A 22,198-nucleotide genomic window follows, 5' to 3' on the forward strand; every position below is an offset into this window, starting at 1 on the left:
GTCGCCGCGGCCTGAGTACATGAACCGGGTGGCCCTCATAGGCCCAGGTAGATGCGGCGCACCTGGGGGTCGCGGCGTAGCTGGCCGGAGGTGCCGGTCATCGCCGCCTCGCCGTTGTCGACCACCAGGCATCGGTTGGTGACTTCGAAGGTGAGTTTGGCGTTCTGCTCGACGAGCAGGATGCCGAGCCCTTCGGTGCGCAGCCGCTGCAGGACCGCGACGATGTCCTCGACCAGCTTCGGCGACAGGCCCATCGACGGTTCGTCGAGCAGCAACAGCCGGGGGCGGGACATCAGCGCGCGGCCGATGGCCAGCATCTGTTGCTGGCCGCCGGAGAGCGCCCCGGCCAGCCGGGACCGCATGTCGGCGAGCACCGGGAACAGCGCGTAGACCTCGTCCAGGGTGGTCCGGGTTTCGGCGTTCCACCTGCGGGCGTACGCGCCGAGCAGCAGGTTCTTCTCCACCGGCAGTCCGGGGAAGACGTGCCTGCCCTCCGGCACGTAGCCGATGCCGTGCCGGACCATGTCGCGGGCGCCCACCCGGCTCAGGTCATCGTTTCTCAGCCGATGCGCGAGGTCACCACTGTCCGTAGTCCGACGCGTGGGCCGTGTCGAGGTCCACCGCGTTGCCGTCCATGGTGACCCCGTCCTTGTCCTGGGCCAGCTGGCACCGCTGGTCGTACTGGCCATTCGACCAGGCGTACGTCTGCCACGCCCATGCCACGAGCTTGTGGTCGAGCAGGTATTTCACCACGTCGTACGAGCCGTACACGCCGGTGCGTTCGTGACCGATGACGCCGGCGACGCCGGTGAAGTAGTCGGACACGCTCTCACCGGACGTCTCCGTGTCGACGCTGAAATAGATCGGCCGGTTGGCCGGCCCACCGACCTCGAGGTGTTGCGCGGCCGCGACCTTCGCGTCTTCCACGCCGGCGGCATGACCTTCCAGGGCGCGGTTGCCGTACCACTCGAAGTTGCTGACGATGTGGATACCGCCGCTGTGGTACTCCTGCACCTCGGCCTTGGTGAGCAGCTTCCAGGCGGTGTCCGGATTGCTCGGTGCGAGGTACCGGATGACGAAGGACTTGCCGTTCTTCTTCAGCGTGTCGACGCTCGGTCGTGCTCCGGAGAAGTCGACACCATTGGCTACCACTGTCATGTCAGCCTCCGCTTGAGGAGAGAGAGGTGAGCGTCTCGCTGCGCGCACGGCTGGGCAGGAAGTCGTGCAGCACCCCGGGCTGCTTCGGTGCGAATCGGAAGTCCATCCCGACCCGGGTGTGGCCGCTGTCGTTGGCGACGCTGCCGTGCATCAGAAAGGTGCCGTCGAACAGCAGGATCTCGCCGTACCGCACGGGTACCGGCGCGTAGTCGTGGGTGCCGTAGTCGCTCTCCACCCACAGCGTGTTGGTGCCCCAGGCGTCGACGAACGGCAGCCACGCGTTGATCTGGTCGGTACGGTGCAGCACCTGGTGGTCGGTGTGCCACGCGCTGGCGCTCGGCCCACCGGCGAGGTGCACCCGTAACTGAGGATTGCGGGAGAAGGCCAGCCCGCAGCCGAAGATCGGTGCGACGACCTCACGCATCAACGCGGTGTACACCGTCCCGAAGCCCAGATCCGCCAGGCGGTCGCGCAGCTGGGTGCGCAGCGCGACGTTGTCCTGATAGGTCGGGCGACCGGCGCCGTCGTCGTACAGGCCGGGTTTGTCGTGCAGACGGCCGAGGTCGTCGACCTCGAACGCCCGGGCCGCCAGCGCGGCGAAGGGATAGCGGCCGGTGTCGTAGCGCACCAGGCGCGCATCGCGCATCGCACCGCGGGCGTCCGGCACCGGGCTCAGCGGTAGCAGCGTTCTCACCATCGGGGCTAGCCGTGCGTCTGCCGCAGGGCGCTGAGGATCACCGCTGCGGCGGTCTTCACCGGCAACGTGCGGCCCTGATACTGGTACGTGGAGACGAAGGTGTAGATCGACGAGACGGGCGTCATCGCGGCCAGCTGGTTGACCAGAGCGGTCTTGTCCGCCTCGGTCCAGCGCCAGGCCGCCGCCTGGGTGTCGGAGGTCTGGTCGGGCGTGGACATCATCATCGCCAGGATCAGCTCCTGGTCGCCGACGGCCGGCGACTCGCTCTGCACGAATGAGCCGAACGTCTGCCACCGTTCCTGCGCCGGCACCGCATCGGTGAGCATGTAGTTGAGGATGATGACGAGGCCCTGGGTGGTCTGCGGGTCGGTGTTGGGCGCGTCGGTGTCACCCTGGCCCTCTGCCCACGCCATCAGCTTCTTGACGAAGTACGAGCCGACCGCACCGCCGAGATACTTCAGCAGCGACGCCTTGATCGGGTTCGCCTGTACCCAGGTGTTGAGGCTGCTGACGATCCGGGTGAAGTTGCCCGGCTGCGCCGGGACGTCGGTGTCGATGTCCACGTCGACGTCCACGTCCACGTCCACGTCGACCTCCACGTCGACGTCGATGTCCACGTCGATGTCCACGTCCACGACCGCGATCGCGTCGACGTCGATGTCCACATCGATGTCCACGTCGACATCCACGTCGACATCGACATCGACGTCCACGTCGACGTCCACGTCGACATCCACGTCGACGTTGATCGGATCCATCTGAGTGCCGTCGGGTACGGCGGGCAGCACGGGTTGCGACATGGTGTGGTCTCGTTTCAGCAGTCGGCTCTGGTGGGTGGCATTCCGGCGCCGGTGATGGCCGGCGCCGGTGCGCCCGTCAGCTGTCGTGGACGACGGAGCGCAGGTGCGGCAGCCGCTCGGCGACGCCGCGCAGAAGCTGGTGGGTGGCGGTGACCTTCAGCCACTCGGAGTAGAGCTGCAGGCCGCCGTGGGGGCGCCACGGCTCGGCGACGGCGCGCAACGACGCGACGGCCCAGCCCGGCAGCGACCACGCGGGCAGCGACCCGGCCCCGACGTGCCACACCGTGGGCTCGTCACCACCGGTCCCGCCGGCTCCTCCCGCGGTGATGCCCTGGATGCGGATCTCGCCGGCGAGCGTGCCGTACAGCGAGGGCGCCCCGGTCAGCGGATCGACGAACAGGCGTACCGAGCCCGAGTCCCAGGTCAGCTCCCGGTTGTGGAACACGGCCTCGTGCTCACCGTCGAGGCAGGATCCGCCGACGAGCACCCGGCCCGGCGCGGCCGTGACGGTCAGAGTCGCGACGCGGCCGCCGCCGCGGACGTGGTAGACGCCGGCGTAGGGCGCGATGTAACCGGGATCCTCGTCTCCCTGCACCGGGCCGAGGCCGTCGATCGTGCCGGTCAGGCGCCGGCTCTGCCCCGTCGGCGCCTGCACCCGCACGGAGCCGCCGGCCCAGCGCAGGGCGCCGTCCGCCGGGAGAGCCCCGGCGATCCGCTCGCCGGCCACGCCGAGCACCGGCCTGCCGTCGGAACCGACACCGATCTCCACGGGTACGGCCGGGCCGGTGCCGGAACGCACGAGGTAGCGGCCGGTCCACCCGGCCAGTGCGGGGCCGGCCGCCGTCGGCTCCGCGGCGTCGAGTTCCCGTGCCGGCCCGTCCGCGCCGGTCCGCCAGGTGCCCGTCACCCGGCGCACCCGATCGGCGCAGCCGAACGTCAGCGAGGCGAACCCCACCCCGCCGGGCCCGTCCCACCGCAGCCGGCCGTCGACGAACGTGACGTCACGCAGCCGAACGCCGTCGAGAAACACCACGCTGGCGCCGTTCGCGCGGGCGCTGCCGACGACGGTCAGCACCGCCCGGCTCGCCTCGTCGAGGTATACACCGCTCCACGGTTGCAGCGAGTCGCTCAGCACGTCGTCGATCGCCGTACCCAGGCTCGGCCAGCGGACCCGGTAGCCGAGGCCGTCGGCGAAAGCGAGCAGTGGCCGGCGGCTGCGTTCCCGTCCGCAGCGGGTGATGGCGTCGGCCAGCTGTCGCGCGGTGTGCACCCGGCGCAGCGCGCCACGGACCAGGCGCTCGTTCGGCGCGTCCGACACGACGGCGCCCTTCGCCGCGAGCTGCGCGGCGCCCTCCCGGCGGGTCAGCAGCAGCCTCCGCTCCCGGTCGCTGAGGCCCGGGAACGACTCCGGGGACAGGGCACCGGCCGGATCGGTACGGTAGCGGCGCTGCAGTTCGATGTCGTCGGCGAGCTGGATCAGGAAGTCACAGGCCGCGGTCGGATGCTGGTACTGATAGTCCTCGGGCACTTCGAAACCGGCGAATTCCCGCACCGCACGGCTCTCCCGCGGCCCGTGCTGGTCGATCTCCCGCAGCGGCCGGGGCGGCAGTGGCGTGTCACCCGGCCGGGCGAGCCCGAGCCGCACCGCCATCTCCATGTCGGTCGCGATGCCGTCCTTGGGCGGCAGATACAGCGACGAGATGCCGGTGACCGTCCGGTGCACCCGCGGGTCGGTGAGTTCGCTGAGCCGGTGCACCGCGATCGTCGGCTCCATCGTCGGATAGCGGGCGGCGATGTAGTGGGTGACCTCGTAGTCCTCGCCGTACGCACGTTGCAGGTATTCGACCAGGACCCCGAGGTTGCGGTTGTGGAAGCCCTTGCGGCGATAACCCATGTCCCCGATCAGGCCGACCTGCCAGAGGACGACGTGCATGCTGGTGTCCAGGCGGCGTCCGCGGATGAGCATGTCGGTCGCCTCGTAGGTCTGCAGACCGGGCTGCGCCGGGTCGACGCCGAGATCGGCGCAGAGGCAGTCGAGCGCCGAGATCCCGGCCCGCATGACCGCACGGTGCCCTTCCTGCCGCGCGATCTTCATCGCCCGGTGGGTGGAGAGCACGAAGACACCCGGGTGGCCGTAGAAGACCGCCACCACCCGCTGCCCGGCCCGCACGTAGTGCAGGATCGCCTCGGTCATCTGCACGTACGTGTGGTAGCGCGGCTTGCTGTCCTCGTAGAGGACGTAGAGGTCGAACGCGTCGGGCCGCAGCCGGCGCAGCCACACCGCAGTCGGCACGTCCGCGACACAGAAGAAGACCCGGTCGGCGGCGCGCAACTCGGCCTCGGCGTCGCGGGTGAAGCCCAGGCTGGCGATGCCGGATCCGAGAATCAGCAGCGAACCCGGTCCGGCGGACGACGGGCTCGGCCCACCGTCATCGCGACGCAGGGCCGCCTCAGTGATCTCCTTGGCGAGGTCGCTCCACCGGGCCGCCGCCACCGCGGCGGATGGATAGTCCTCGGTGCACGGCGCCCGCCCATCGACCTCGATCATCGAGCGACCCCCACTTTCATTGCCGAGTGTTAGCGCTACGCTACCGCCCGCTATGTCAGATATCTGCTCTTTGCCGGAGGCCGGCCGAAGCGGGCGAGGGCGGCGAGCCAGGCCGCGAGCAGCGGCGGCTTCCTCCGCGCCGTCGTGCAGGCCGGTCCGGGTGACGGCGCACCGCAACAGTCGCGCGCCGGGCGGCGCGGCCCCACCGACGGTCGGCGCCACCGTCCGCGCCGAAGAGGCCGCGACGAGCGCGGACGCACGAGGTTGCAGTCGGCGACTGCGGAGGTGGGCACGACCCGGGACCCGCGCGCCGGCCATCGGCCGCCCACGAGAAATCACCGTACGTACTGTCGGGTGCTCACGGCCGTACCGCGGAGATGTGGGTTGTTGTCGCCGGGACGGCATCATCTCTCATCCCTGCACTCGCGGTAGCAGCGCGCCCCCACATCCCCGCCGCACCGGTCACCCACGGGAACACGGCGGACCGCTGGACGCGCTTGCCGCCGTTCCCGGTCCGCGTGACCCGCGCGGGGTGCGTGTCAGGTGCAGCATGCCGGGTAGCGGGCCGCTACGTTCGCCGCGGCGCCCGCCGGCCCGTGGCCGCCGCGGCGCGGGCCGGCCTTGGTGCTGTGGCGCGTGACCGCGTCGGGCGGTGGTCACGCGGGAGCCGAGCTGACGACTCGCGCGCCGCAGAACGGCGCCGGTGGGCGGTGGAACTCCGGCTTCGGTCCGTTGCCGCGGTGACCGGGTTGGCGGCCGCGGCCGGGTCATTTCCGCCGGATCGGCGCGTACGGCATTCCGGAAGTTTTCCGGGAGTTGACATCCCGACGTACCGGTATCGATACTTTGCGACGGTGAAACATATCGACGCATGACGATCGATTTGGAGGGAGTCCCCGTGAGCCGCAGCCCGGACCAGCGCAGGAGACGTACCAGAATGGCCCTGCCGGCGGCGGTACTGCTGCTGGCCGGTGGCGCGGCCATCGTCCAAGGGATCACGCCGGCCGCCGCGGCCGAGACCACGCTGCGGGCGGCCGCCGCCAAGGCCGGCCTCTTCTTCGGGGTGGCGGCCTCACCCGGCCGGCTCAGCCCGATCGTGGCCCAGGAGTTCAACCAGCTCACCCCCGAGAACGACATGAAACCGGCCACGATCGCCACGTCCAGCGGCGGGCTGCAGAACACCGGGGCCGCCGACACGCTGGTCAACTACGCGCAGTCCAACAACATGCTCGTCCGCGGCCACACGCTGGTCTGGCACTCGCAGGCCGGCGCCCTCCAAGGCACCAACCAGGCCACGCTCAACACCTTCATCGGCAACGCGCTGACCCGCTGGGGCAACCGGATCGCGTACTGGGACGTGGTCAACGAGGCGCTGGCCGACAACAACGCGGGCACCCGGCGCGGCGAGTGGCCGCACACCCTGAACCGGGACGCGAACGGCGACGGTGACCTCTTCGACGCCGGCGACACCGACGTCATCCGCGACTCGTTCGTCCGGGCCAAGCAGGTCGTCCAGGCCAACGGGCTCTCCACCAAGCTGTGCATCAACGACTACGACGTGGAAGGGCTGACCGTCCGCGGCGGCACCCCCAACCGCAAGGCGAACGCGCTGTACGACATCGTCAGCAACTACCGGCAGTACATCGACTGCGTCGGCTTCCAGGCGCACTTCAACGACAACCCGAACAGCATCATCAGCGACGACCTGCAGGCCAACATCCAGCGCTTCGCCGACCTGGGCGTCGAGGTGCACATCACCGAGCTGGACATCGACGACGACCTGAGCAACAACGACATCGGCCAGGGCCAGGCGGACAACTACCGCAAGGTCGTCCGCGCCTGCCTGAACGTCACGAGGTGCACCGGCATCACCGTGTGGGGCATCGCGGACAGCGAGTCGTGGCGCTCCTCCGAGCGGGGCCTGCTCTTCACCGGCGGCAACGGCAACTACCAGAAAAAGGCCGCGTACCACGCCGTGCTCGACGAGCTGAACAAGGGCCGCAGCGGCACCGGCACGCCCACCACACCACCGGTCACCCCGACGGTGACGCCCTCCACCTCACCCAGCCCGGTAGTACCGGCCGGATGCACGGCCACCGCGTCCCTGAACTCCTGGAACGGCGGCTTCGTCGCCACGGTACGGGTCACCGCCGGCTCCGCGTCGATCAACGGCTGGTCCGTCGGGGTGAACCTGCCCAGCGGCGCCACCGTGACCAACGCGTGGAACAGCACCCCGAGCGGCACCAGCGGCGCCGTCCGCTTCGCCAACGTCGGCCACAACGGACGCCTCGGCACCGGGCAGACCACCGAGTTCGGCTTCCAGGGCACCGGATCGGCGACCGGCATCACCCCGACCTGCACGGCCTCCTGACCGCACCGGTGTCCGGGGCGGGCGTCGCCCGCTCCGGACACCTCACGGCAAACCGTGACGAGCCGCCGTATCGACAGGATCGCCGACCGCGGCTCCTGCCGGTAGCGCTCGGCCCAGAACGCGTACAAGCCCTCCCCATGGCCTACCGATCCACGGCACCACAGACTCCCGCCCGCGCGGTCGCCACTCACGACAAAGCCCGGCAAGGCGACAAAGGTGGACGCAGGCCCTCTCCCGGACTGGATCGCCAGTCGAACGTTGATGCAGGCGATCCGGACCGTGGCTTCGTAGCGGACGGCGAGTTTGTCGAAGCGGGTCGCGACCGCACGGAGCCCAGTCCACAGGTGGCCGCGGCCGCCGTCCCGAGGCCGATGACGGAACGCCGGGAGGGACGGAAGCGTGCATGGTCCGCGGGCGCGGGTCGGCGGGCCGTCACGAAATCAGACCGGTCGCGGGGCAGAACCAGCCGCTCCTCGCTCAGGCGCCAACGATATGCACTTTCGCGGTTATATGGGGCACTCCCGCCCTGTTCCACCGTTAACGAGTGGAAGGTGGCCGCCGGGCAGGATCCGAGGGCCGCTGCCGAGCCACCGGCGGTGCACCGCGTGCTCGAGATCGCCGGTTGCGATGCGGTGCGGCACGGCCCCGTACCCGCGCGGGTCGTGCAGTTCTTGTGGAGATCGGCCGATGTCGGCAAGACGACAGGAGTGGCCGGGCGGCGCACTCTACCGTGAAGCCATCGATCGACATTGGACGATGGAGGTGTGCGGTGGGATCTCGATGGATCGCGCTTGCCTGCGCGGTGCTGGCCGTCGCCGTGCCGGGTGTGGCGGTGGCGTCGCAGGGCGGGACGGAGCTGGTCAGCGTGGCCGGCGGTGGCGGGCCGGGCGGTGGGGTGAGTCAGGCGCCGTCGATGAGCGCGGACGGGCGGTTCGTGGCGTTCGAGTCGCAGGCGCCGGACCTCGTACCGGGGGACGTCAACGGTGTCTCGGACGTGTTCGTCCACGACCGCCTGCTCGGGACCACGGTGCGGCCGGCGACGACCGCCGCGACCGGGTTCGTCACGGACGGGCTGTTCGACCCGGAGATCAGCGCGGACGGGCGGTTCCTCGCGTTCACGTCGTGGGCGCCGGACCTGGTCCCCGGTGACACGAACGGGTACGCGGACGTGTTCCTGATGGACCTGACCACCGGCGCGATCGAGCGGATCAACGTGACCGGCGCGGGCGCGGAGGCGACCGGGTCGATCAGCTGGGGCGCGGACATCAGCGCGGACGGCCGGTTCGTGTCGTTCACCTCGCGGGCGCAGAACCTGCTGCCGGGCCGGGACGCGAACCACAAGCGCGGCGCGGACGCGTTCGTCCGGGACCGGCTGCTCGGCACGACCACGCTGATCAGCGTGGCGACGACCGGCTTGAACGGGCACTGGCCGAGTTACAGCCGGGGAATCAGCGCGGACGGCCGGTACGTCGCGTTCACCACCTCCGCGACCGACATCATGCCGGACGGTCTGCCGGTGGTCGGCCTGTACGTGCGGGATCTGCAGACCGGCGTCACCACCCGGGAAAGCCTCACCGCGACCGGCGACCCGGCCGACGGCAACCGCGCCTACGAGCTGCACACGGCGTCGCTGAGCCGGGACGGCCGCTACGTCACGTTCGAGTCGGCGTCGAACCAGGTGGTGCCGGGTGACACGAACGACGCGATGGACGTCTTCGTACGGGACCGGCTGACCGGCGAGGTCGAGCTGGTCAGCGTCGCCTCCGACGGCACGCAGGCGGACGGGGACAGCTGGGGCCAGCGGGTCAGCGACGGCGGCAGGTGCGTGGTGTTCGTCTCGGACGCGACCACGCTCGTCCCGGGCGACACCAACGGCCGCTCCGACCTGTTCGCCCGGGACCGGCTGACCGGCACCACCACCCGGCTGACCGGCGACGCCGACGGTGACACGGACGCCGGCGGGCGCGACGGTGGCGGCGAGAGCGCGGTGTCGCTGCGGCCGGACGGGACGGAGGTCGCGTTCACGTCCGAGGCGTCGAATCTGACCGCACCCGACACCAACGCCGCCGCGGACGTCTTCGTCACCGGCACCGCCTGTTCCTGACCGCCCGTCGCCGATGGTTCCCTGGGCAGCCGGCCCACCCAGGGAACACCTGAGGACGGCGCCCGGAATCACATCCGGGGACCTCGTCGGCACCGAACCCACCGACACGACCGTGAGGCCGGCCGCCGCGCACCGGGCGCCGCATGCCGAGACCGTGGTCGGGGCGGCCGGTGGACGGCTCGGTGACGATCCGCTCGCCGACGTAGCACCGGCTTCCGTCATCCTGCGCAGCGCTGCCGCAGCGATCGGCGTGAAGCCGCCCTCCCGTCTCATTAGCGGTAATTCCGGCAAAACGACTTCGGGGCTTCTCGTCCGCACCTCATCATCGGTGTTCACGGGAGGCGGTCATCCACCGACGCGGCAGCCTCCACACCCAGCCCTGACACCGCGTTTCGCAGAAGAAGGAGAATGTCGTGCCCGCACTGAGGCGTCACCTGGCGACGATCCTCGTCGTCGTTCTCGCCGCGTTGTCCACGACGAAGGCGCCCGCCTTCGCGGCGGTGAGTCACCGGTCCGGGCACTCTCCTGCAGTGGCCGTCTTCAACGGTGTCATCTTCGTCGCCTACACAGCCGACAACAGCCGGCGGGATCTGCTGCTGGCGGTCTCCACGGACGGTGAGACCTGGTCCGGGCCATTCCCGGTGGGATCCCAGTCGAGCGATGCGGCTCCCGCACTGGCGGTCATGAACGGCAGGCTGTATCTCGCCTACCGCGCCAACAACAGCAGTCGGACCCTGCTGGTCGCGAACTCACCCAACGGCTTCGACTGGACCGGCGGCAGCACGGTGGGATCGCAGTCCACAAACGCGAGCCCGGCGCTGGTGGCATTCAACGGCGGCCTGAACATCGCCTATCGCGCCAACAACAGCAGCCGGACACTACTGGTCGCGAGCTCGCCCGACGGGATCAGCTGGAATGCCGAGAGCACCGTCGGCACTCAGTCGAGCAACGCGGTCCCGGCACTGGCCGCGTTCAACGATCGGCTGGTCCTCGGGTACGGCGCGAACAACAGCAGCAACCGGCTTCAGACCACGAACTCGGGCAACGGACTCTCCTGGACAGCCAACAAGAACGTCGGACGGGAGTCGAGTCCCACCGGGCCGGCGTTCGCCGCCCTCGGCGGCAAACTCTTCATGGCGTTCATCGCCAACAATCCCAGTCATACCTTGCTGGTCACGAACTCCGTGGACGGCAACGACTGGAGCCCCGGGCGGACGGTCGGATCACAGTCGAGCAACCTGAGCCCGGCACTCGCCACGTTCAACAACAGGCTGCTCCTCGTCTACAAGGCGAACAACAACAGCAATCAGCTGCTGTACACGACATCGGCGGACGGAGCCTCCTGGAGCACGGCCGAATCGATCGCCTGACCACCTACCGAACCGCTCCACATCGGACGGGACACACAACGCGACGGCCGACCCGCAGGACGCCGGAAAGCGCGGCCCGGACAGCCTCAATCAGTCGGGTTCCCATTCTCGGCGCCTTCGCAGCGACGATCTCTGCCAAGTCACCTGGTGCGGTCTTGCGTAGGCCGGCCGGGCCGCCGCAGGCCGACAGCAGGTCCAGGACCGCCGGGTGGGTGATCTTCGGTCCGAGGACGCGGGAGCGCCAGGTCCACGACACCGGCGGCGAGCGCGGCCGCCGCGTTCCACCGGGCCCGCACCTGCAGGCCGGACGCGCCAGCAGCAGGGCCGAACCTGCCGTCGACGCTCTCGCCGTCCGTGTGCGCTGGCACGCCCAGCCCCGGCAGCAGGAGCATTCCGGCGCCGCAGGCGCACCTGGGACCGCCGCCACGGCGCCAAGCTGCCCGCCGGCGCCGGGCGCTCGGGCGGCGGTATCCGGCCCGGTGTGCTCACGCCGCGCGGTTGTGCCAAACCGCGGCGGTCAGTGCGAGGAGGCGTTGGGTGATGCGGACGGCGGCGCCGTCTGGGGTTCGGCCGCCGTGGAGTGCGAGGTCGAGTTGGCCTTTGAGGGTGTCGTTGATCGATTCGATGAGTGGCGAACGACTTTGAGCTGGTGTTCTCCGGGGCGTGGAGTTTTGTTGCGGTGGGACGGGCGTAGTAGCTGTATGCCGCGTGCGGCAAGGTTCGGTCGTGGCGTTTCGATACGTAACCTTTGTCGGCAATGATCAGCAGTTCGTGCCGGTCGGTGGTCAGGGTCGGGTTGTGGTCGAGGATCACGGTCAGGACCTGGCGTTCGTCGATCTTGGCGTTGGCGAGGGCCCAGGTGATCGGGAGCCCTGAGCTTGACCCCGCAGTCCGGACACCCGCGGTGTGGGGTCAACGGTCGTGGCGTGGCGGGTTGTAGAGCGTTTCGTGGTCGATGGGGCTGCGCATTCCGATGCTGGAATGGCGTCTGACCGGGTTGTACCAGCACTCTATCCACTCGAATATGGCGTTGGCAAGGTCAGTTCGGCTTTTCCAGGACTGCTTGTCGAGGACTTCGAGTTGCAGAGTGCCCCAGAACGATTCCATCATCGAGTTGTCGTAGCAGTCGCCGACGGTTCCCATGGAACCGAGAAGGTTCGCGGCGCGGAGGGTTGCCCGAATGCCCAGGATGTGTATTGCGTCCCGTGGTCGCTGTGCAGAATTGTTTCGTTCTTGGTCGGGTTCCTGCGGATCAGGGCCATGCCGAGCGCGTCGGTAACCAACTCGGTGCGGATATGGTCAGCGATTGACCATCCGACGATCATGCGTGAATAGGCGTCCATGACCGCGGCGCAGTACAGTTTCCCCTCACTCGTTGGGTGTTCGGTGATGTCGGTGAACCACAACCGGTCGGGTGCCTCCACGGCGAATCGGCGGTGGACCAGGTCGTCCTCCGTCGCCGGCCGAGCCGGCCCGGACCTGGTCCGGCGCCGGTACAGGCCCTGAACGCCTGCCTGGCGCATGAGCCGGGCGACGCGCTTGTGGTTGACATGCCAGCCCAGCCCAGCCCCAGACGCAGTTCGGCGTGTACCCGCGGCCACCCGTACGTATGACGGGATTCGGCGTGGATCTGCACGATATGTTTCGTCAACAGTTCATTCTCGGCGGCACGGGCGGAAAGCGGCCGGTCTTTCCAGCCGTAGTAGCCGGAACGCGATACGTTGAGGACCCGGCAGGCCACGGCGACGTCGATACCGGCGTCGGCGCATTCACGGACCAGCGGGTAGATCACTTTGGGAGGACGTTCTCCCGGGCGAAATACGCGGCGGCGCGTTTCAGGACGTCGACTTCCATCTCCAATTGCCGGTTCCGGCGGCGTAACTCCGCGAGTTCCTTCTTCTCCGCGCTGCTCAACCGATCCGCACCGCCGGGCGCGTCATCGGTATCGGCCTGACGCATCCAGTTACGCAGACACGACTCCGAGATCCGCAGACTCTTCGCGATCTCAGCGACCGGTTTATCGCCGGCACGGGCCAACGCGACAGCTCGCTCACGGAACTCAGCAGGGTGTGGGGCAGGCATAGACGACATCCTTCATGGCTACCGCCGGCCACCTCACCTCAGGTGTCCGCCCCGCGGGGCCAAGCTCATACCTTGGTGCGTGGTCGACCCCGATCGAACTGACGAGCAACAGCCGATGATCCGGCGCTCAGTCCCGCAGCGGCGCCCGGACCGCCTCAGCAAGAGGCACGCCAGCTCCGAGGCCGGCGCATCTTGATCAAGCTCCGGATTGGCGTTCTGTACATCTTCGCCAGGGCATGGGGCCCGGTCACCGATACGTCCACGGAGCAGGACCACCACGCGCCACTGGCGGCCGGAGGCTGACCGGCCCTTGTGACAGTCGGGTGCCGTGCATTCTCCGGCACCGTCACGCTTATCGGAAAGGAACGTGAGCGGTCAGCCCCAGATCTCCTCCGCGGTTGCGGCGATCAGCCGGAGTTTGGCGACCTCCTCGTCGTAGGTCAGCACGTTGCCCTCGACCGTTGAGGAGAAACCGCACTGCGGCGAGAGACAGATTCGGTCGAGCGGGACGTATTTGGCAGCCTCGTCGATGCGGCGCTTGAGGGTGTCCTTGGATTCGAGGGCTCCCTTCTTCGTGGTGACCAGGCCGAGGACGACCAGTTTGCCGGGCGGGACGAAACGCAGCGGGGCAAAACCGCCCGAGCGATCGTCGTCGTACTCCAGGAAGAAGCCGTCGACGGCCAGCTCGCTGAACAGGGCTTCGGCGACGAAGTCATAGCCGCCTTGGGCGGCCCAGGAGGAGCGGAAGTTGCCACGGCACATGTGGGTGGTGACGGCCAGGCCGGCGGGGCGATCGGCGATCGCGGCGTTGATCTGGCGGATGTAGCGCAGGTGCTGGTGTTCGGCGTCGTCGCCGCGTTCGTTGAGCAGCTGCCGCTGGGCGGGGTCGTTCAGGTAGGCGAGGCTGGTGTCGTCAAGCTGTAGGTAGCGGCAGCCCAGGTCGGCGACCCGGCGAACCTGTTCGGCGTAGGCGGCACTGAGGTCGGCCCAGAACCGCTCCTCGTCGGGGTAGACCTTCGGGTCGATGGCCGCGCGGCCACCCCGGTAGTGGACCATGCTGGGCGACGGGATGGTCAGCTTGGCGGTGATGTCGTCATCCACCTCGTTCGCCAGGAAGGCGAAGTCGTCGCCGAAGATCGTCTCGATGAGCCGGACCGGGGCGTCGATCGCCAGCGCTGCCGACTCGAAATCGAGCTCGCCCTGCTCGTTGCGGAAGTGCACCTGGATCTTCTCATCGGTGGGACGGATCCCACCTAAGCGGTAGATAAAATCCATATGCCACGAGGTACGCCGGAACTCACCGTCGGTGGCCGAGCGCAGACCCACATCGCGCTGCATGCGAATCACGTCGCGGATGGCGTCGTCCTCGATGGCACGCAGCTCGTCGGCGCTGATCTCGCCGGCGGCCTTCTGCTCGCGCGCTTTGAGCAGAACGGGCGGGCGAAGCAGGCTGCCGACGTGGTCGGCACGGAACGGCGGGATGTCGCGCAGCGTCATCGCTGATCCTTCCGTGGTGTTTACCGTGATGAATACGCTACCGCTTGCAAACGGATCAGGCGATGAGCGCTCGCAGGCCATAGAGGGTGACGTCGCCGGCAAGGATCAAGGCAGCGGCAGGTCACAGGCGCCTGAGCCGACATGCCCGGTTCGAGTGATGTGCGACCGATCTTCAGGATCAAGACCGACCGGACTGTCGGCCACGCCCAACGGGGTGCGGCCGGCAGTCTGCCCTACGACTTCGATGCTGGGCAGTGGAAACAACGGAACACGATCGAACGCGGGATCGGCCGACTGCAGCAGCACCGCGCGGTCGCGACCCCGTTACGACTGAAGCCCTCGTGCGGCAAGCCGCCGATCACGGCGACATCATCGGGACTGTCACGTTCCTACAATCCCGTCCAGGTCACCCATGCACCCATTCTGCGCAGCGCGTTCCGCCGCCACCCGACCGAAGCCTGGTGACGTAGTGTCACCGGTCATGACGATCATCGACGACCTGGTGCGACGGGTGCCCCCGCCCGCCACGCCGGTCGACGCGCACGCCGACTGGGACGCGATCGAGGCCGCGCTGGGCACACCGCTCCCGGCCGACTTCAAGAAGATCACCCGGCGGTACGGGGCCGGACAGTTCTGCGGCCTGGTCTCCGCGCACCCGCCGGAGCGGCTCGCCGCGCAGAACCGGGACATCCTCGGCGAGGAGCGCGACTACCGCGACGACGACCCCGAGGACTATCCGTACCCGCTGCACCCCGAACCGGGCGGCATCCTGCTGTGGGGCGAGACCGGCAACGGCGAACGGCTGTGCTGGCTGACCGAGGGCGAGCCGGACACCTGGCCGATCGTCGTCTGGCAGCCCCGCGGCGCCGGCTGGACGCTCCACCCCGGCGGCGTCGCGAACTTCCTCGACGGCTGGCTGTCCGGCCGGACCGGCGGCGTGTTCCCCACCGAGTTCACCGCGGCCGCGCAGTGGTTCACCCCGTTCACCGAGCTGGCGTACGCCACCGTCGGCCTGTCCCGCAGCAACCTGCCACCCTTCGAGGCACGCCTGACCGCCCTGCTCGAGGCGCTGCCCGCGGCGCGGCTACTGATGACGGCCGGCCCGGACGCCTCCCGGCAGGACACACTCGCCGCCGCCGACGGCCGCTGGCACGTGATGTACGAGACGGCCTACCGTCACCAGATCCGCTTCGCCTTTCCACCCACCGACACCGACCTCGTGCGCGAGGCCGCCCAGCGCGCCGCCCCCGCGATGGGTTGCCGCCTGAACTCGTCCCGCGACGCCTTCGGCGACGACCTCGGCTGGGTCCAGGACTGAGTGCCCGCTCCTTCGCCGGGTGTGCGCACGCCGTGGTTTCTTCAAGGTCCGGCCCGGCGGACAGCTGAGCGCGCACCGGACGGTAGCGATCGGCCGGCGCGGCGTCAGTGGCCAGACCGAAGACCCGGGTCAGCGGTCGCTCGAGATCAGTCCGGTCGAACCAATGCCTCGGCAGGCCCGCGAGCCTGGTCACCGCCGCCGCGAGCGCAGCACCGAGGTTCGTGTTCGCGCCGGGCGTACGCTCGACGGTCTGCTGTCGCACGTGACGAGTGGCACGACGCTGTGAGGACGGCGACGTGGCACGATCGTTCGGGGAACGGGTGTGCGAAAGGCGGCGGGTTGGATCTCACGGACGTGCGGGAACTCGCCACGGGGCTGATGGCGCGGCACAGGTTGACGGGTTGGCGGCTGCGGTTCGACAACGCCAAGACCAGGGCCGGGGTCTGCCGTGCGGATCAGCGGGTGATCGCGCTTTCGCGGCCGCTGATGGGGCTCTACTCTCCGGAACAGGTCACCGAGACGGTGCTGCACGAGATCGCGCACGCGCTGGCCGGCCCCCGGCACGGGCACGATCGGGTCTGGCGGACGGTCGCCCGGCGCATCGGCTGCTCGGGCGCGCGCTGCATGCCGCCGGACGCGCCGCGGGTCGAGGGCGCCTGGGCCGGTATCTGCCCGGCCGGTCATCGCACGACGGCCCATCGCCGGCCGATCCGCGTCCGGTCCTGCCTGGAGTGCGCTCCCCGCTTCGACCCGGCCGCCCGTTACACCTGGACTCATCACGGCCACCCCGCGCAGATGGACCCGCGCTACGAGGCCGAACTGTCGTGGCTGCTCGACACCCGGCCACAGCCCACGCCGGCTCCCGTCGCGATAGGCGACCGCGTACGGCTGACGGCTCAGGCAGGTACGCGGGCCTGACCGGCACCGTCGAGAAACGCGGCCGGAGCCGCTACCAGGTCCGCACCAGGGCCGGCCTGCTGAGCGTCGCCTTCACGGCGGTCCAGCCTTTGGTAGCCCGCTGACGGTAAGCACTTCGCTGAGGGCTCGGGAACCGCACATGGCCGACGGCCTGCGATTAGCTGTCCTACCTGGAGCGTCGCCCTCATCGATCACCGGCCCCCTCCAGTCCGGCCTGAACTGCAAAATCAGGTTGAAAAAGGCTCATTCTTTTGCAGCAGGGCGAAGAACGACTCCATCGCGGCGTTGTCACCACAGGCGCCGACGCGGCCCATGGATCCGATCAACCCGTTGCGGTGTAACGCTTTCACGAATTGCCGGGACCGGAATTGGCTGCCTCTGTCCGAGTGGACCACGGTCCCGGCCGGGTCACGGAGCTGGACCGCGTGACGCAGCGCGGCAACGGCCAAAGACGCCTCCATCCGTGAGTCGATGGAGTAGCCGACGATCCGGCCGGAGTGCACGTCTTTGATCGCGCACAGATACAGCTTGCCTTCGGCTGTGGGGTGTTCGGTGATGTCGGTCAGCCACAGTCGGTTCGGGCCGTCGGCGGTGAACTGTTCACGGATCAGGTCATCGTGTACTGGTGGCTCGGCCCGGCGGGTCAGGCCGCGTTTCTTGGCGAACACCGACCAGATCTTGTTCTGGGTGCAGAGCCTTGCCACCCGGTTGATCCCGGTGGTGATCCCGTGAGCGGACAACTCGTCGGCGATGAAGCGATGCCCGAACGCCGGATCGTCGGCGTGGATGCCACGGGCGGCGTTGATCAGGTACGCGTCATCGCGGTCACGTGCGGTGATCGGGTGGCGTTACCAATGGTAGTAGGCCTGCTTGCTGAACCCCAGCACCCGGCAGGTCACCGCGACGGGGATCCCGTCGACGGCCAGGTCATCGACCAGCGGGTACATCATTTTGGGGAGATCTCCTTGGCGAAGTACGCCGCGGCCCGGCGCAGGATCGTTCTCCTGCTCCAGGAGCTTGTTGCGTTTACGCAGTTCACGGAGTTCCGTCGGCTCGGTCGTGGTGACCCCGGGACGGTTCCCGTCATCGACGTCGGCGATCTTCAGCCACCGTTGCAGACACGACGCGGAGATCCCGAAATCCTTCGCGACCTGCCAAGCTGAAACGCCTGGTCAACCAGCACATCCTGACCGAAGCGCAACCCGGCCTATTCACGCTCACCGAGAAACAGGCATAACCTCACGGACCGCCCTCTCACAGGTCAGGAGTCAACCAAACCGGGGGCAGTCCCCAGGCATCCAGTCTGCCCTTCTCGACTTCGTGTGGGACCTCGGCGCCGGGTACTGCCGCTCTCCGCCGCCAATCGAGCATCGGCCACGATGGTCGCCGCCGGTCCCTCGGTCCGTTGTACCGCATCGCCGCACTGGATAACGTCGCGCTCGGGACCACGATGAGAAAGACCAACCTGCCGATCGATCGAGCACTGCTGGCGGACATGCTCCGGGCGCCTCGAAGCGCTGCAGCCGGAGGATGTCGGGCTTTCCCGGGGACCGCGTCATCGTACGGGCGGACTGCGGCGCGAGGAGGTCGCTGTTCTCGCCGGGATGTCAGCTGACTACTACAGCCGCCTTGAGCAGCAGCGTAGTCCGATGCCGTCTGAGCAGATGCGGACGGCCCTGGCGCGGGGCTGTGTCTCAGCCCGAGTGAGCAGAGGCATCTGGTCGACCTCGGCGGGCATTCGGCACCGCGAGGCACCTCGCGTGACGAGAAGGTCAGCCCGGCCATGGAGCGCATCATCGAACAGCTCGCCGACGGGCCCGCGATGGTGTTGTCCCGCTTCGGAGTCAGCCCTGAGTCCGCCGAGGTCTGGCCCTGGCACGAGGTGGACGTCAGGCACCATCTCGACCTCAAGCGCTATCTGCATCCGGAGCTGGGTTAGCTGGAGCTGTACACCAGGTATCTGGTGGACCCCGACGAGGGCCCAGGGTCTGCTGGCCTTCGCGGCCGAGCCGGGCTCGCCGACCGAGGAGAAGTTGCAGCGCCTGATCTCGATGACCTGAGTTCTTATCCAGGGACTATCTATCACTGAGGTGATCTCAGTGAGTTTCGGGCAGGATTCGGTATTCGAAGTGGGTGAGGTGAAGTGCGGCGGCGACGATGTCACCGATTCGTCGTGGGCTGGCGGTGGTATGGCGTAGCGTTTTCCAGCGGCCGACGAGGATGGCGAAGCCGCGTTCGCCTTGCCAGCGCAGGCCGCGTAGCAGCCGGTTCACCGTCCGGTTCGCCACCGCGAGTTGCCGGCCGCCGGCCGGTTGTTTGGTGGGGGTTTTGATGCCGTGACCTGCTCCTTCGTAGCCGGCGTCGGCGAGGGCCGGCAGCTGCAGTTCGGCGGCGGCCCAGTTCAACGCGGCGGTGACGCCCAGCTGCTGAGCGCAGCTGAGATCATGCATATGCCCGGGCAGTGACGGTGAGGTCCAGATGATCAGCCCGTCAGGGCGCATGACGGCCTGGACGTTCGCGCCGAAGTCCCGGTGCTTTCCCGAGTACCAGGCGTCGATCGTCTCGCCCTTCACGCTGGTGGCGGTCTCCGCGAGGCGGTCACAGTCGAACAGCTTGCCGTCCAGAATGACGAACGCCCAGCCCTCGTCGGCGGCCCGTTGTAACGCCTCATGCAGATCAGGTGCCTGGGCGGACAGCACGGTGATGCCTTCGGCGAGATACCGGTAAACGGTGGCCCGGGAGATCCCGAACCCGGCGCCCAGCACCGTGGCGTCTTCGGCTTTGCGGAACCACACTATGACCAGCAGCGCCTGGTAGAAGCAGGTCAACGACCGTGTCCCGCGACGGGTGCCCCTCGCCCGCCGTTCGGCGGACAGCAGCTGGGCAAGGTAGCGCACCAGTTCCCTGGGCACGTCGAGCATGGCAGGATAAGCGATCACGTGGAGCCCTCTCGTAGACCTGTTCCGTCGCAAGAACCTGTCTATCGATGGCTCCACGCCCATATCCAGCACCATCCGCTTCGACCCGATATGCCCGTGTCTACAGCAGAACCGCGCCGCAAGTCCTCGTTGAGATCACCTCACTGGCAACGGATGTGGGCAGGCAGAAGACTCGAATCACCAACGAGCAAAGGAAATTCGACAATGACCACGACGTCTAACGGCTATGTGACTGTAATTTGGCAGGCCCGGGCCAGGACTGGGCGGGAGGCCGATCTGAAGGCTTTCATCACGGCCGCCGTCACGCCCTCCCGCAACGACGCCGGCAACATTGACTATGAGGCTTACGAGGTCGAAGGCCGGCCTGACACCTTCGTCATCTACGAACGCTGGGAGAATCGCGAGGCCCTCGACTCGCACCTCGGCGCGCCCCGTATGCAAGAGCTCGTGCCGCAGATGCTCGAGCTGATCGAGGGTTCCATCGAGGACGGAATCACCTTGCTCCGCCCATTCCGGCCCGCTTAGTACGGCAGCCGCCATTCGTCATCATGGAGCCATTTCATCGTGATGGTGTAGGTCACGGGCGGGGTGGGAGGCCGGTGTCCATGTAGGACGGGACTCCCGGTAAGACAGCAATCGACCAAGATCAGATGCCCCAACCGGGAGCCTCGCCATGCTGTCTTACCCTCCACGATCTCGTTGTCCAGCCGGACCCTGCACCGCCTCGCCGACCGCGTCCGCAGCCACCGCCGGCAGCGCAAATCCCGGTGGAGACCGACTGGCCTCAGGTGAGCCAGGCCCTGCTCGCCCTGGCTCACCTGGGCAACGGCGACACCTACACCTGTCTCGCCGCCGGGTCCGAGATCGGGATCGCGACCGCCTGGCGCTACGTCCAGGAAGCAATCACCCTGCTCAGCGCCGCCGCCGACGACCTGAATGCCGCGATGCGGCGCATCAGGCTGCTGGCCTACGCGATCCTGGACGGTGCCCTGATCCCGATCGACCGGGTCGCCGACCAGAAGCCTCACTACTCGGGAGAACACAAACGTCACGGGGTGAACGTGCAGGTCGTCGCGGACGCGGCCGGGCGTCCGGTCTGGGCGTCGGCCGCATTGCCCGGTGCCGTTCACGACCTGACCGCCGCTCACGCCCACGGCATCATCGACGCGCTGAACAGCGCGAACGTGATGACTTTCGCGGACAAGGGCTATCAGGGCGCCTGCGGCACCGTCCGGACACCGTTCAAGCGGCACTGCCGCCGGCCGAAGCTGTCACGCCGACAGAAGGCCGTCAACCGCGCCCACGCGAAGCTGCTCTTGCCTGACGCCCTCGTTACCGGGGCCGCGCCAGCGAACGCCCGAAGCGCTCGTGCGTCGGCGAACCTGCCCCGGTCGTCGCCGATTTCCGCCAGCAGCCGCGCGCCCAGCTGGACCCCGAGCCCCGGCACACTGGTGACGATCTTCGCGTCAGGGTGCGCTGTGAACATCTCGTCGATGCGCTGCTCTAGCCGTTCCAACGTTCGGCAGAGCGCATCGAGCTGCCCGACCAGGCCCAGCAGCTGCAGCCCCATCGCGTCTTCCACTGCCGCGGACTGGCGCATCTGCTTGCTGCTCAAGTGCGCATGAAGCTGGGCCGCCTCTGCGGTGATGCCGCGCTGGCGGCCAGCAGTGCGCAGCAACGACGCCAGCTCGTCGACGGTCAATGCGGCCGCGGCCTCCGGCGTGGACGCCGCGGTCAGAACGGCCCGTGCGGCCGGCGAGTCGAGCCGGTGTCGACCACCGCGCTCGAACGCGGCCAGCGCGGCCGGGAAGAACAGACGCAGCACCGCCCGGATCCTGTTGGTGAGCGTCACCTGGTCCCAGGCTGCGTCCTACTGAGCCCGCGAAAGTCCCGCGCGCGAGACTTTGGCCAGCGTGCGCTGCAGCGAACCCAGCGCGGTTCCGCTCCAGTCCACCGCGCTGGCCGGGAGAACGCCAGCCGCTTTGCGAGCCCCGTTGCCGATGGCGCTCGCCCCCTTGGCGACGATGCCCTGCCCCCGCGATACGGCCACAACGCGAAGTAGTAGTAGGTTGCGGACTTCGGCGGCAGGTCGTGCGGCAGACATGCCCACTGACATCCGGTCCGGTTCTGGTAGAAGATCGAGTTGAGGATCTCCCGCAACGAGTAGCGACCGGTGTGTCCCGACACTGACGGATGCTTCGCTTTCCACGCGTCCGAGAACGGGCCCACCACCGCCCACTGCTCATCGGTGAGGTCACTGGGATATGCCTTCCGCTCGCCCATGACCAGCTCAACCCAACCGCCGACCCTTCAGCGCTTGAGCGGCTCCCCCACCGTGACGCCGGCACACATCAGCGGCGCGGCACCGGGACGTCGAGGTTGCCGGGAGGGCGGTA

Annotated in this window: 16 protein-coding genes and 6 pseudogenes; 9 read left to right on the plus strand and 13 right to left on the minus strand. The window is 68.5% G+C overall.

Annotated elements, in window-relative coordinates; translation table 11 throughout:
- Positions 1-35: 35 nt before the first annotated feature.
- From J2S44_RS05070 to J2S44_RS05090, 5 genes are all read right to left on the minus strand, one after another.
- Positions 36-689, minus strand: a complete 654-nt coding sequence (locus J2S44_RS05070; protein ID WP_310409422.1) for an ABC transporter ATP-binding protein — start codon at positions 687-689, stop codon at positions 36-38.
- Positions 577-1,158 carry a DUF1906 domain-containing protein gene (locus tag J2S44_RS05075; RefSeq protein ID WP_310409423.1) on the minus strand — a complete coding sequence of 194 codons (582 nt, stop codon included), beginning with the start codon at positions 1,156-1,158 and terminating at the stop codon, positions 577-579. The genes J2S44_RS05070 and J2S44_RS05075 overlap by 113 nt, the downstream gene beginning before the upstream one ends.
- A 1-nt stretch (position 1,159) precedes the next feature.
- Positions 1,160-1,825 carry a 2OG-Fe(II) oxygenase family protein gene (locus tag J2S44_RS05080; RefSeq protein WP_310409425.1) on the minus strand — a complete coding sequence of 222 codons (666 nt, stop codon included), beginning with the start codon at positions 1,823-1,825 and terminating at the stop codon, positions 1,160-1,162.
- A 35-nt stretch (positions 1,826-1,860) separates the two neighbouring features.
- A complete protein-coding gene (locus J2S44_RS05085; RefSeq protein WP_310409427.1) occupies positions 1,861-2,655 on the minus strand; it encodes a hypothetical protein in 795 nt (264 codons plus the stop codon).
- A 76-nt stretch (positions 2,656-2,731) separates the two neighbouring features.
- Positions 2,732-5,203, minus strand: a complete 2,472-nt coding sequence (locus J2S44_RS05090; RefSeq protein ID WP_310409428.1) for an SAM-dependent methyltransferase — start codon at positions 5,201-5,203, stop codon at positions 2,732-2,734.
- A gap of 898 nt (positions 5,204-6,101) precedes the next feature.
- Between J2S44_RS05090 and J2S44_RS05095 the strand changes: the two genes are divergently transcribed.
- The 3 genes from J2S44_RS05095 to J2S44_RS05105 all read left to right on the plus strand — a co-directional run bounded on the left by J2S44_RS05095 (position 6,102) and on the right by J2S44_RS05105 (position 11,048).
- On the plus strand, positions 6,102-7,574 hold the full coding sequence (locus J2S44_RS05095) for an endo-1,4-beta-xylanase (RefSeq protein ID WP_310409430.1): 1,473 nt from the start codon (positions 6,102-6,104) through the stop codon (positions 7,572-7,574).
- A 769-nt stretch (positions 7,575-8,343) separates the two neighbouring features.
- Positions 8,344-9,678 (plus strand): TolB family protein, encoded by a 1,335-nt coding sequence (locus J2S44_RS05100; RefSeq protein WP_310409432.1) that lies wholly within the window; start codon positions 8,344-8,346, stop codon positions 9,676-9,678.
- 413 nt (positions 9,679-10,091) lie between these two features.
- Positions 10,092-11,048, plus strand: coding sequence for a DUF6242 domain-containing protein (locus J2S44_RS05105; protein ID WP_310409434.1), 957 nt, complete (start codon positions 10,092-10,094; stop codon positions 11,046-11,048).
- A 67-nt stretch (positions 11,049-11,115) separates the two neighbouring features.
- On the opposite strand, the pseudogene J2S44_RS05110 reads toward J2S44_RS05105, so the two are convergent.
- The 4 genes and pseudogenes from J2S44_RS05110 to J2S44_RS05125 all read right to left on the minus strand — a co-directional run.
- Positions 11,116-11,283, minus strand: a pseudogene (locus tag J2S44_RS05110) (IS110 family transposase); the annotation flags it as partial.
- A gap of 250 nt (positions 11,284-11,533) precedes the next feature.
- Positions 11,534-11,924, minus strand: a pseudogene (locus tag J2S44_RS43105) (transposase); the annotation flags it as partial.
- Positions 11,925-11,960: 36 nt separating this feature from the next.
- Positions 11,961-13,130: pseudogene (locus J2S44_RS05120) on the minus strand (IS3 family transposase).
- A gap of 375 nt (positions 13,131-13,505) precedes the next feature.
- Complete coding sequence (locus tag J2S44_RS05125; RefSeq protein ID WP_310409439.1) at positions 13,506-14,627, minus strand: 5-methyltetrahydropteroyltriglutamate--homocysteine S-methyltransferase; 1,122 nt, start codon at positions 14,625-14,627, stop codon at positions 13,506-13,508.
- A gap of 141 nt (positions 14,628-14,768) precedes the next feature.
- Here J2S44_RS05125 and J2S44_RS05130 point away from each other — a divergent pair, with 141 nt between their 5' ends.
- The 3 genes from J2S44_RS05130 to J2S44_RS05140 all read left to right on the plus strand — a co-directional run bounded on the left by J2S44_RS05130 (position 14,769) and on the right by J2S44_RS05140 (position 16,863).
- Positions 14,769-15,092 carry a hypothetical protein gene (locus J2S44_RS05130; protein WP_310409441.1) on the plus strand — a complete coding sequence of 108 codons (324 nt, stop codon included), beginning with the start codon at positions 14,769-14,771 and terminating at the stop codon, positions 15,090-15,092.
- Between the two features lie 16 nt (positions 15,093-15,108).
- Positions 15,109-15,945 (plus strand): SMI1/KNR4 family protein, encoded by an 837-nt coding sequence (locus J2S44_RS05135; RefSeq protein WP_310409442.1) that lies wholly within the window; start codon positions 15,109-15,111, stop codon positions 15,943-15,945.
- Between the two features lie 354 nt (positions 15,946-16,299).
- Entirely contained in the window at positions 16,300-16,863 is a 564-nt protein-coding gene (locus J2S44_RS05140; RefSeq protein ID WP_310409443.1) for a SprT-like domain-containing protein, read from the plus strand.
- A gap of 245 nt (positions 16,864-17,108) precedes the next feature.
- On the opposite strand, the pseudogene J2S44_RS05145 reads toward J2S44_RS05140, so the two are convergent.
- Positions 17,109-18,017, minus strand: a pseudogene (locus J2S44_RS05145) (IS3 family transposase); the annotation flags it as partial.
- Positions 18,018-18,646: 629 nt separating this feature from the next.
- On the opposite strand from J2S44_RS05145, the gene J2S44_RS05150 reads away from it, so the two are divergent.
- Complete coding sequence (locus J2S44_RS05150) at positions 18,647-18,802, plus strand: hypothetical protein (RefSeq protein WP_310430161.1); 156 nt, start codon at positions 18,647-18,649, stop codon at positions 18,800-18,802.
- 157 nt (positions 18,803-18,959) lie between these two features.
- Here the strand turns inward: J2S44_RS05150 and J2S44_RS05155 are convergent, their stop codons facing one another.
- Positions 18,960-19,784: a transposase family protein gene (locus J2S44_RS05155; RefSeq protein ID WP_310409445.1), complete on the minus strand. Its 825-nt coding sequence runs from the start codon at positions 19,782-19,784 to the stop codon at positions 18,960-18,962.
- A 222-nt stretch (positions 19,785-20,006) separates the two neighbouring features.
- Here J2S44_RS05155 and J2S44_RS05160 point away from each other — a divergent pair, with 222 nt between their 5' ends.
- Positions 20,007-20,327, plus strand: coding sequence for a putative quinol monooxygenase (locus J2S44_RS05160; RefSeq protein WP_310409447.1), 321 nt, complete (start codon positions 20,007-20,009; stop codon positions 20,325-20,327).
- Positions 20,328-20,475: 148 nt separating this feature from the next.
- Positions 20,476-21,115 (plus strand): annotated as a pseudogene (locus J2S44_RS05165) (transposase family protein); the annotation flags it as partial.
- Here the strand turns inward: J2S44_RS05165 and J2S44_RS42845 are convergent.
- Entirely contained in the window at positions 21,013-21,402 is a 390-nt protein-coding gene (locus tag J2S44_RS42845) for a transposase (RefSeq protein ID WP_374727958.1), read from the minus strand. The pseudogene J2S44_RS05165 and the gene J2S44_RS42845 overlap by 103 nt on opposite strands.
- Before the next feature lie 446 nt (positions 21,403-21,848).
- A pseudogene (locus J2S44_RS05170) lies at positions 21,849-22,085 on the minus strand (transposase); the annotation flags it as partial.
- Positions 22,086-22,198: the final 113 nt, after the last annotated feature.

The sequence above is a fragment of the Catenuloplanes niger genome (genome assembly GCF_031458255.1).
GTDB classification, from domain to species: domain Bacteria; phylum Actinomycetota; class Actinomycetes; order Mycobacteriales; family Micromonosporaceae; genus Catenuloplanes; species Catenuloplanes niger.

Bases quoted from the DNA above. Each gene is read 5' to 3' on its own strand.
- J2S44_RS05070 (WP_310409422.1), bottom strand. From the start codon at position 689: ATGGCCAGTACGACCAGCGGTGCCAGCTGGCCCAGGACAAGGACGGGG.
- J2S44_RS05075 (WP_310409423.1), bottom strand. From the start codon at position 1,158: ATGACAGTGGTAGCCAATGGTGTCGACTTCTCCGGAGCACGACCGAGC.
- J2S44_RS05085 (WP_310409427.1), bottom strand. From the start codon at position 2,655: ATGTCGCAACCCGTGCTGCCCGCCGTACCCGACGGCACTCAGATGGAT.
- J2S44_RS05090 (WP_310409428.1), bottom strand. From the start codon at position 5,203: ATGATCGAGGTCGATGGGCGGGCGCCGTGCACCGAGGACTATCCATCC.
- J2S44_RS05125 (WP_310409439.1), bottom strand. From the start codon at position 14,627: ATGACGCTGCGCGACATCCCGCCGTTCCGTGCCGACCACGTCGGCAGC.
- J2S44_RS05130 (WP_310409441.1), top strand. From the start codon at position 14,769: ATGCCCGGTTCGAGTGATGTGCGACCGATCTTCAGGATCAAGACCGAC.
- J2S44_RS05135 (WP_310409442.1), top strand. From the start codon at position 15,109: ATGACGATCATCGACGACCTGGTGCGACGGGTGCCCCCGCCCGCCACG.
- J2S44_RS05150 (WP_310430161.1), top strand. From the start codon at position 18,647: ATGGAGCGCATCATCGAACAGCTCGCCGACGGGCCCGCGATGGTGTTG.
- J2S44_RS05155 (WP_310409445.1), bottom strand. From the start codon at position 19,784: ATGCTCGACGTGCCCAGGGAACTGGTGCGCTACCTTGCCCAGCTGCTG.
- J2S44_RS05160 (WP_310409447.1), top strand. From the start codon at position 20,007: ATGACCACGACGTCTAACGGCTATGTGACTGTAATTTGGCAGGCCCGG.
- J2S44_RS42845 (WP_374727958.1), bottom strand. From the start codon at position 21,402: ATGCGCCAGTCCGCGGCAGTGGAAGACGCGATGGGGCTGCAGCTGCTG.